The 7,711-nt window shown below is 60.8% G+C and carries 7 protein-coding genes; 5 read left to right on the top strand and 2 right to left on the bottom strand.

The features are described from left to right. Positions 1 to 5 precede the first annotated feature (5 nt). The 4 genes from PHW99_RS10345 to PHW99_RS10330 are packed head-to-tail and all read left to right on the top strand — an operon-like array spanning position 6 to position 2,121. Entirely contained in the window at positions 6 to 155 is a 150-nt protein-coding gene (locus PHW99_RS10345) for a hypothetical protein (RefSeq protein WP_366913325.1), read from the top strand. Beyond that, entirely contained in the window at positions 152 to 640 is a 489-nt protein-coding gene (locus PHW99_RS10340) for a DapH/DapD/GlmU-related protein (RefSeq protein WP_300176657.1), read from the top strand. Before PHW99_RS10345 ends, PHW99_RS10340 begins: the two co-directional genes overlap by 4 nt. Beyond that, the gene (locus tag PHW99_RS10335) at positions 637 to 1,464 is read left to right on the top strand and encodes an NAD(P)-dependent oxidoreductase (RefSeq protein WP_300176654.1); all 828 of its coding nucleotides are present in this window, start codon (positions 637 to 639) and stop codon (positions 1,462 to 1,464) included. Before PHW99_RS10340 ends, PHW99_RS10335 begins: the two co-directional genes overlap by 4 nt. A 3-nt stretch (positions 1,465 to 1,467) precedes the next feature. After that, positions 1,468 to 2,121 (top strand): hypothetical protein, encoded by a 654-nt coding sequence (locus PHW99_RS10330; RefSeq protein ID WP_300176651.1) that lies wholly within the window; start codon positions 1,468 to 1,470, stop codon positions 2,119 to 2,121. A gap of 23 nt (positions 2,122 to 2,144) precedes the next feature. Here the strand turns inward: PHW99_RS10330 and PHW99_RS10325 are convergent, their stop codons facing one another. Beyond that, complete coding sequence (locus PHW99_RS10325; protein ID WP_300176648.1) at positions 2,145 to 4,301, bottom strand: acetylglucosamine transferase; 2,157 nt, start codon at positions 4,299 to 4,301, stop codon at positions 2,145 to 2,147. An 87-nt stretch (positions 4,302 to 4,388) separates the two neighbouring features. Beyond that, entirely contained in the window at positions 4,389 to 5,879 is a 1,491-nt protein-coding gene (locus tag PHW99_RS10320) for a flagellin (RefSeq protein ID WP_300176645.1), read from the bottom strand. 313 nt (positions 5,880 to 6,192) lie between these two features. Between PHW99_RS10320 and PHW99_RS10315 the strand changes: the two genes are divergently transcribed. Next, positions 6,193 to 7,683 (top strand): flagellin, encoded by a 1,491-nt coding sequence (locus PHW99_RS10315; protein WP_300176641.1) that lies wholly within the window; start codon positions 6,193 to 6,195, stop codon positions 7,681 to 7,683. Positions 7,684 to 7,711: the final 28 nt, after the last annotated feature.

Below are 7,711 nucleotides of genomic sequence, written 5' to 3'. Positions count from 1 at the left end.
CCATCGTGGACGAGGCCGCGTTGAAAGCCCACCGCCCCAGTCATGTGCTGATCCTGCCCTGGAACCTCAGGCACGAGGTCATGGCGCAGCTGGACTACATCCGCGAATGGGGTGGGCGGTTTGTCACAGCAGTGCCGACGCTGGAGGTGATGTGATCGAGATCCATCCGCTGGCCCGGGTGTCCCATCTGGCGGACATAGAAGACTCGGTGCGTGGCAGCCGCATTGTGGTGGGGGCCCATTGCGTGATTGACAGTTTTGTCAAGATCAAACCCGCTGGTGGCCTGGGTGACCTGATCATTGGCGCGCACAGCGTCATCAACGCCGGTTGCGTGCTCTATACCGGCAACGGCATCCAGATGGGCGCCAATGTCGCGGTGGCAGCCAACACCACCTTTGCGCCGGTCAACCACGCCTACCACAGCCGGTCACAGCTGATCCGCGAGCAGGGTTTTTTACCCAGCAAGGGCGGCATTGTGGTGGAAGACGATGTGTGGATCGGCGCCAACTGTGTGATCCTAGACGGCGCCGTGTTGCGCCAGGGCTGCGTGGTGGGGGCGGGCGCCATTGTGCGGGGTGAGTTGCCGGCCTATACCGTCTGGGCGGGCACACCGCTGCGGCAGGTGGGGGCGCGTCAATGAAGTGTGCAACCGTCATCGGTGGACGGGGGTTCATCGGGCGCGCCCTGGTACATCATTTACGTGAGACGGGCTGGCAATGTTGGGTGCCTGAGCGTGACTGTTCCTGGCCTGTGCAAGAACGTGAACTGGGGCATGTTTTTTACTGTGCTGGTCTGACTGCCGATTTTTTGCAGCGGCCCGCAGATACGGTTGAAGCCCATGTCAGCCTACTGTCAAGGGTGCTGCAGTCGCCGTCGTACACCTCTTTGGTCTACTTGTCGTCCACCCGTTTGTACGATGGCCTGGCGCCGGGTGCGTTGGCGCATGAGTCATCATTGATACCGGTGGCGCCTTCCAATTCCCGCCATTTTTACGATCTGACCAAGTTGACCGGCGAGAGTATCTGTCACGTGATGGGGCAGGGCCGCGCGCGTATTGCCAGGCTGTCATGTGTTTATGACCTGGGTCACGCCGCCGGTGGTTTCTTGCCGACGCTGCTTGACCAGTTGGCCCAGCTGCCGCCTGGCGGGGTTTTGACGGTTGAGTCTTCTCCTGGTCGCGCCCGAGACTATGTGTTTATTGGTGATGTGTTAAGAGCGCTGGTGGCGATGGCGCTGGGGGGGGAGCACACCACCTACAACGTGGCCAGCGGCTGCAATCTGCGTAACGAAGAGCTGGCTCAATGGATCAGCCGTGAGTCCGGCCGGCAGCTGCGCTTTACTACCGATGAGCGGGTGCCCGCGCCCCCAGCCATTGATACCAGTCTCCTGCGTCAGGAGTTCGGCTGGGAAGCGGCAAGTGTGTTGACGCAGATCCGCCCATTTTTGGCCAGCCTACCGAGGTAATGTATGAACCTGCTTCACTTGAATGGCACCAGCCTGGGGACCTATGTACGGTCTCAGATGGGGCACTTGTTCCCGATTGGCGAGCATCCTGAACTTGGCTTGATTGATACCCATATGGCGTCAGCGCTGGAGCGTCTGGATCAGTGCATTTCGCAGGTGCGGATGTGGACGCCGGGACAGTTTGATGTTTTGCACTCTTCGCAGTACTGCATTTTTTTGTACTACTTGTCCAACACCATTTGGCGGCATGAACAGGCCCGCACGGTCTGTACCCAGCTTTTTTTGCTCAACAAGGCGCTCAATGCCATCGACTGTTTTTATGAAATCGAGTTGCCGGAGGTTTTTTTCATTGGTCATTCGGTCGGGATCGTGCTGGCCAAGGCGACTTACGGCAACCATCTGGTGCTGTACCAGAACTCCACTGTTGGCAAAAATCACGGCCAGGCTCCGGTGATCGGTGAAGGGGTCATCCTGTACCCGAACACGGCGGTGATTGGCAGCAGTCATGTGGCTGATCGGTCGGTGATTTCTCAAGGTGTGAGTGTGATCAACCAGTCTACCCAGGCCAACAGCCTGGTGTTCCAGGGGCCAGCGGGCAGTCTGGTGTTCAAGTCGTCGGAACGGCCCATCCTGGCAGATTTTTTTCGGGACGTGTAGGCGCCCCGAGACCGCGGGTGGCGTCAGTTCTGCGCCGCCATGGCCTCTTGCGCATAACGCAGGTAGGTCACGGCAAACTCGGCGTGCCCGTGCGCCAGTTCGACTTCGGCCAGGCAGGCCAATGCCACGGCGTCGTGCGGCACGGCGCTGAGCACGGTTTCGGCCAGTTCGGTGACTGCTTTCCAGTGGCTGTCGGTGATCATGGCACCCGTGGTTTCACTGGCTGCTGATGGCGGTGGGGCGGCTTTGGCCGTTTCCACCAGGTCTTGCAAGCGTTGGTGGGCTTCGTGCAGGCTGACGCGCTGGCCGGGCTTGAGTCCGACCCCGGGCTGCGGTGGTTGTGTCCACTCCTGCGGCCACTGCGGTAACCAATTCTGGACGGTCTGTTCTTGCGCCTGGATGTCTTGCGGGTGCTCACTGCGGGCAAGCCACTGCAGCCACATCAGGCGCAGGCCATCACCGAAGTGACGGGTGAAGCGGTCTTCACGCATCAAGGCAGAGTGCTCCACCTCGCTGCGCAGGCCTTGGCGCAGGGTGTTGAGCGCTTGCGCATCGCTGGCCAGGCGGGTGGCGATGCCCACATACTGCGCTGCTGTTTCGGCCAGCCATTCGGTGCGCCCCAGGTAGGTCAGCAAGCTCATGCCCATCCGGCTCTTGAAGCTGTCACCCACCATCGAGACAATGGGCAGTCCCATCCAGAGTGCGTCAAAGGTGGTGGTGCCGCCGGTCAGCGGGAAGGGGTCCAGCGCAATGTCGATCTGGTGGTAGGTCAAGTACTGGTTTTCGTTGCGCAGCACAACCAGGTCCACCTGCGCCGGGGGCAGGCCCAGGCGCGCGCAGCGTTCGCGGTAGGCTTGCGCAAAATCGGGCCGATCCAGGTTTTTACCCTCAATGAGCAGGCGCGACCCCGGCACTGCCGCCAGCACCTGTCCCCACAGGGTCAGCACCTCGTCGGTGAGTTTGCCCAGGTTGTTGCACGAGCCAAAGGTGATGAAACCGTTTTTCAGCGCCGGCGTCGGGCTGACCTGGTAGCGCGGCTGGTAGCGCCACAGCGGGTTACGGCTCATGGGGCGGTAGCAGCAGTACAGCGTGGGCAGGCGATAGAGTTGCTCGGAGTACTGCGCGTCGGCATCGGGCGGGTCGCTGATGTCGTCGGTGAACTTGTAGTCCACCGACGTGAGCCCGGTGGTGGCCGGAAACCCGAGCCACGACACTTGCACCGGTGCGGCCTTGTGCGCCAGCGCCAGCAGCCCGTTGTTGCCGGTGTGGCCTGCCAGATCAATCACGATGTCAATACCTTGGGCGCGAATGGCCTGAGCCTGTTGCTCCGGGTTCAGGACGGCCAGCGACACAAAGTGATCCGCGTGGCAGCGGACCCGTTCGGTCACATGGTCATCACGTGGAAACAGGTAGAAGGCAAACACCTCGAATTGCCGCCGGTCCAGCTGCGCCAGCAGCCCTTCGACGAAATACATCACTGCGTGCACGCGAAAGTCGGGTGAGAGAAAGCCGATCTTTAGGCGCCGCCAGGGCGAACCGCAGTGGCCCTCAAAGTTGGGCCATTGGGGCCGCAGCGGCGGCTCGAACGCGGCCCCGTACTGCCGCGCCGCCGCTGACAGCTCGGCGCTGCTCACCTGGGGGTCGGCCAGCATGAACAGTAGCCTGTTGGTGTAGTTGCCCGGGTCGCTAGGGCGCAAAGTGATGGCGGCTTCGCAGTCCTGCACCGCTTCGCGAACCTGGCCCAGCTCGCGTCGGTGAATGGCGCTTTGCATCAGCACCGCCACCCGGTCATGCAGTGTGTCGGCCAGCTTGGCAGCGGTCTGGCTGGCCTCGAATCCTTTGTCGTGCAGCCCCATCAGGTAGCAGCATTCGGCCAGCTTGATCCAGCCAATGGCGGGCTGGGGGCGTAAAACACAGACCTTTTCCAGCAGGGGAAGGGCTTCTGCATTGCGCGCGTACTTGAGCAGCAGGTTGGCGTAATTGACCAACAGCTCGGCATCATCCGGGAACACGGTTGCCGCCTGGGCATAAGCGGCGAACGCGTCTTCAACCTGGCCGTCTTTTTCCAGGGCAAAGCCCAGTAGTCGGTTGGCCATCAAATCCTTGCGGTTTTTGCGCAAGGCCCGCCGACACAGCTCAATCAGCAGCGGCCAGTTCTGTGCCGCCATGGCGGTTGGCATGGTCGGGCTGCTGTTGGGTTTGGGCTTGTGTTTAGCGTGAAGGTGAATTGGCATGCCTAGCCCGATCAAATGAATGACTTTGGGCTACTATTTTAGGAGCGCAAGAACCCCTTGTGGGATTTGGTTGGCTTGTGCCACCATGGCGGTGCCAGCCTGCTGCAGGATTTGCGCGCGCGACAGGTTGGCGGTTTCAGCCGCAAAGTCTGCGTCCTGAATCCGGCTGCGTGAAGCAGACAGGTTTTCCGAGGTGATCTGCAGGCTGGCAATGCTGGTCTCAAAGCGCGACTGCAAGGCGCCGAGTTTGGCGCGCTCGCCGCTGATGAAAGCCAGTGCCGAGTCCACCGTTTTCAGGGCGTCAGTGGCATTGCTGAATGTGGTGATATCCAGGTTGGCCACGGTGTGCAAGGCGGAGCCGCCGCTGTCCAATTGGTTGCTGGCCGAAGTCACCGCAAAGGACTTCTCCGAGTCCAGAACGATATAGCCACCGGTGCTCACCCGCTCTGCTGTCGTATCAGCGCCCAAAGTGCGGGCGGTGCCGTTGCTGGCGCCTGCAGCATCGTAGCCGGTCACGGTCGTCGTGCCGGCGTTGGCGTTGGCGGTATCCCCCACCACAATGTCATTTCCGGTGGCGTTGGTCAGGATGATCTGGCTGCCGTCCGAGCTCAGCGAAGCGTTGATGCCGGTCTTGGCTGACTGGTCATTGATGGCCGACACCGCGGCCGACAGCCGATCGGTACCGGTGGCCGATGTCAGTGTGAACGACACGGTGCGTGCTGAGCCCACGTTGTCACCTTCGAGCGTGAGCGAGTACGACCCAACGGCCGCCATGCCGCCCAGGCGCACTTCGGTGCGGGCGGTGGCCGTCACACCACTATCGGCCTTGACGGCATTGATCTGGTCGGCTGTGGCCTTGGCGGACGCGCTGGATGCCACCGTCAGTGTGCCGGTACCCAAGTAGCCGCTGATGGACACGGCTCCACTCGTCACACCGTTAGCGCTTGCCGTGGTGCCACTGACGGGAGCCTGGGCACCGATACCTGAGCCGTTGGAGGCGACGTTCTGGTTATTGCCATAAACGCTGGTGCGCAGATTGCCCGTGGCGGCCACAATGGTCTGGTTGGCGTTGGCTCCCACCTGGAATTGCTGGGTCCCAAAGCTGCCGTCCAGCAGTTTTTGGCCGTTGAATTCCGTCGTTTGCGAAATCCGGTCCAACTCCGCCACCAGTTGGCCAACTTCCTGTTGCAGGGCCTGACGGTCACCGGCGCTATTGGAGGCGTTGGCCGATTGCACGGCCAGCTCACGCACCCGCTGCAGGATGTTGCCAGCTGCGCCCATGGCGCCTTCTGTGACCTGGGCCAGCGAGATGCCGTCGTTGGCATTACGCACGGCCTGGTTTAAACCGCGAATTTGGCTGGTGAAGCGTTCCGAAATGGCCAAACCAGCAGCGTCGTCTTTGGCGCTGTTGATGCGCAGCCCCGATGACAGGCGTTGGATGGCCGAGCTCAGGGCCATCTGGCTGGTGCCCAGGTTGCGCTGGGCAGTGAGCGAGCTGATGTTGGTGTTGATGGTAGAAGCCACGGCAAACTCCTTAAAACTGAAAACCCCCACATTGCTATCCATGCAACCTGGCACAAGACATGCAACGCGGAACGATGAGGTGATTGTGGTGAGCTGCCTTATTTGTGTTGCGTCGATAAACGCCACAAAAACCGCCTTACTTTTCTTTTTGGGGCTCAAGTTTTCCGTCAAATGCCCGAAAACATCTTCAACGACGCTCCAAACGCACTTATCAAACCTCCGCTTGAGCTAATTTCTGGGGTCCATGAGTGCAAACCGGTGTCGCGGCTGGCGGTAACGCCATATTGAGACTGTTTTTACCAGGAGATTTGTCATGGCCTCTACCATCAACACCAACGTCAACTCGTTGACAGCGCAACGCAATTTGGGCATCAGTGCCAACGCGCTGAGCACCTCCATTCAACGTTTGTCATCGGGGCTGCGCATCAACAGCGCCAAAGACGATGCAGCCGGCTTGGCCATTTCGGAACGCTTCACCGGCCAGATTCGGGGCTTGAACCAAGCTATACGTAATGCCAATGACGGCATCTCGCTGGCGCAAACCGCAGAAGGTGCGCTCAAGGCCTCTGGTGACATTTTGCAGCGGGTGCGTGAGCTGGCCGTGCAATCGGCCAACGCCTCCAACAGCGCCGGTGACCGCCAAGCCCTGCAGGCCGAAGTGGGTCAACTGGTGTCGGAGTTGGACCGGATTTCGCAAACGACAGAATTCAACGGCCAAAAACTGCTGGACGGTAGCTTTGGGACCCAGCAATTCCAGGTGGGAGCCAACGCCAACCAGACCATTGTGGCCGCCACGGGCAATCTGCGCACCAGCGTTTATGGCAATAACCAGAACGTCGCCTCCAACGGCTCAGGTATCGGTGCCCAGGCTCCCGTCAGTGGCACCACGGCAAGCGCTAACGGTGTGACGAGTGGAGCCGTGTCCATCAGCGGCTACTTGGGTACCGGCACACTGACGGTGGCATCCAGCGCCACCGCCAAGGCGACAGCCGACCAGATCAATGCCGTCAAGGCCGATAGTGGTGTGACAGCCATCGCCCGCACCGAAGTGCGCCTGGGCGGCATGGCGGCCGTTGGGTCGTACTCGCTCACGCTTGAAGGTGACAACGTGGGCTCAGCACGCACTGTGTCGTTCACACTCACATCGGCCACCGGTACTGATCGGCTGTCGGCCGCGGTGTCGGCCATCAATGACCAGTCAGCCAAGACAGGTATCAACGCTTCGCTGAGCTCGGACGGCAGCCAGGTCATCCTGACCAACGCCACCGGAAATGACATTGTGGTGGGGGATACCGCCACCGCCAACGCAACCACGACGACCGTGACCGGCTACGATGCTGCAGGCGCCAGCAACGGTACCGCCCGCACTTTGGGCGCTGATACGACAGCAGAGCGGGTGAGCACCGGTGGCTATATCGTTCTGGATTCGGAGAAGTCCTTTGCGGTGACCTCGGCCAGCAACCAATTGGACAGCGGTGGTTCTGCTCTGCAAAAGGTGGCAGACCTGGATGTCACCACCTTTGCCAAGGCCACTGAAGCGCTGAAGACCGTGGACTCGGCACTGGCCTTCATCAACGGTGAACGCGCCAAACTCGGCGCTTTGCAATCGCGCTTTGAAACCAGTATTGGCAACCTGCAAGTGACTTCGGAAAACCTGTCTGCTTCACGCAGCCGGATTCAGGACGCCGACTTTGCGGCAGAAACCGCCAACCTGTCGCGCGCTCAAATCCTGCAGCAGGCCGGTACCGCCATGGTGGCGCAGGCCAACCAGTTGCCGCAGGGGATCCTGGCTCTGTTGCGGTAAGTGGCGACGCCATCCGGGAAGCCTAAAA

It is taken from the genome of Rhodoferax sp. (genome assembly GCF_028689305.1).
Classification (GTDB): Bacteria; Pseudomonadota; Gammaproteobacteria; order Burkholderiales; family Burkholderiaceae_C; genus Rhodoferax.
Note: the sequence above shows the minus strand (reverse complement) of the source record. Positions and strands in the feature narration are given on the sequence as shown.

Coding starts and splice junctions, on each gene's coding strand:
- PHW99_RS10315 (WP_300176641.1), top strand. CDS start 6,193: ATGGCCTCTACCATCAACACCAACGTCAACTCGTTGACAGCGCAACGC.
- PHW99_RS10325 (WP_300176648.1), bottom strand. CDS start 4,301: ATGCCAACCGCCATGGCGGCACAGAACTGGCCGCTGCTGATTGAGCTG.
- PHW99_RS10330 (WP_300176651.1), top strand. CDS start 1,468: ATGAACCTGCTTCACTTGAATGGCACCAGCCTGGGGACCTATGTACGG.
- PHW99_RS10335 (WP_300176654.1), top strand. CDS start 637: ATGAAGTGTGCAACCGTCATCGGTGGACGGGGGTTCATCGGGCGCGCC.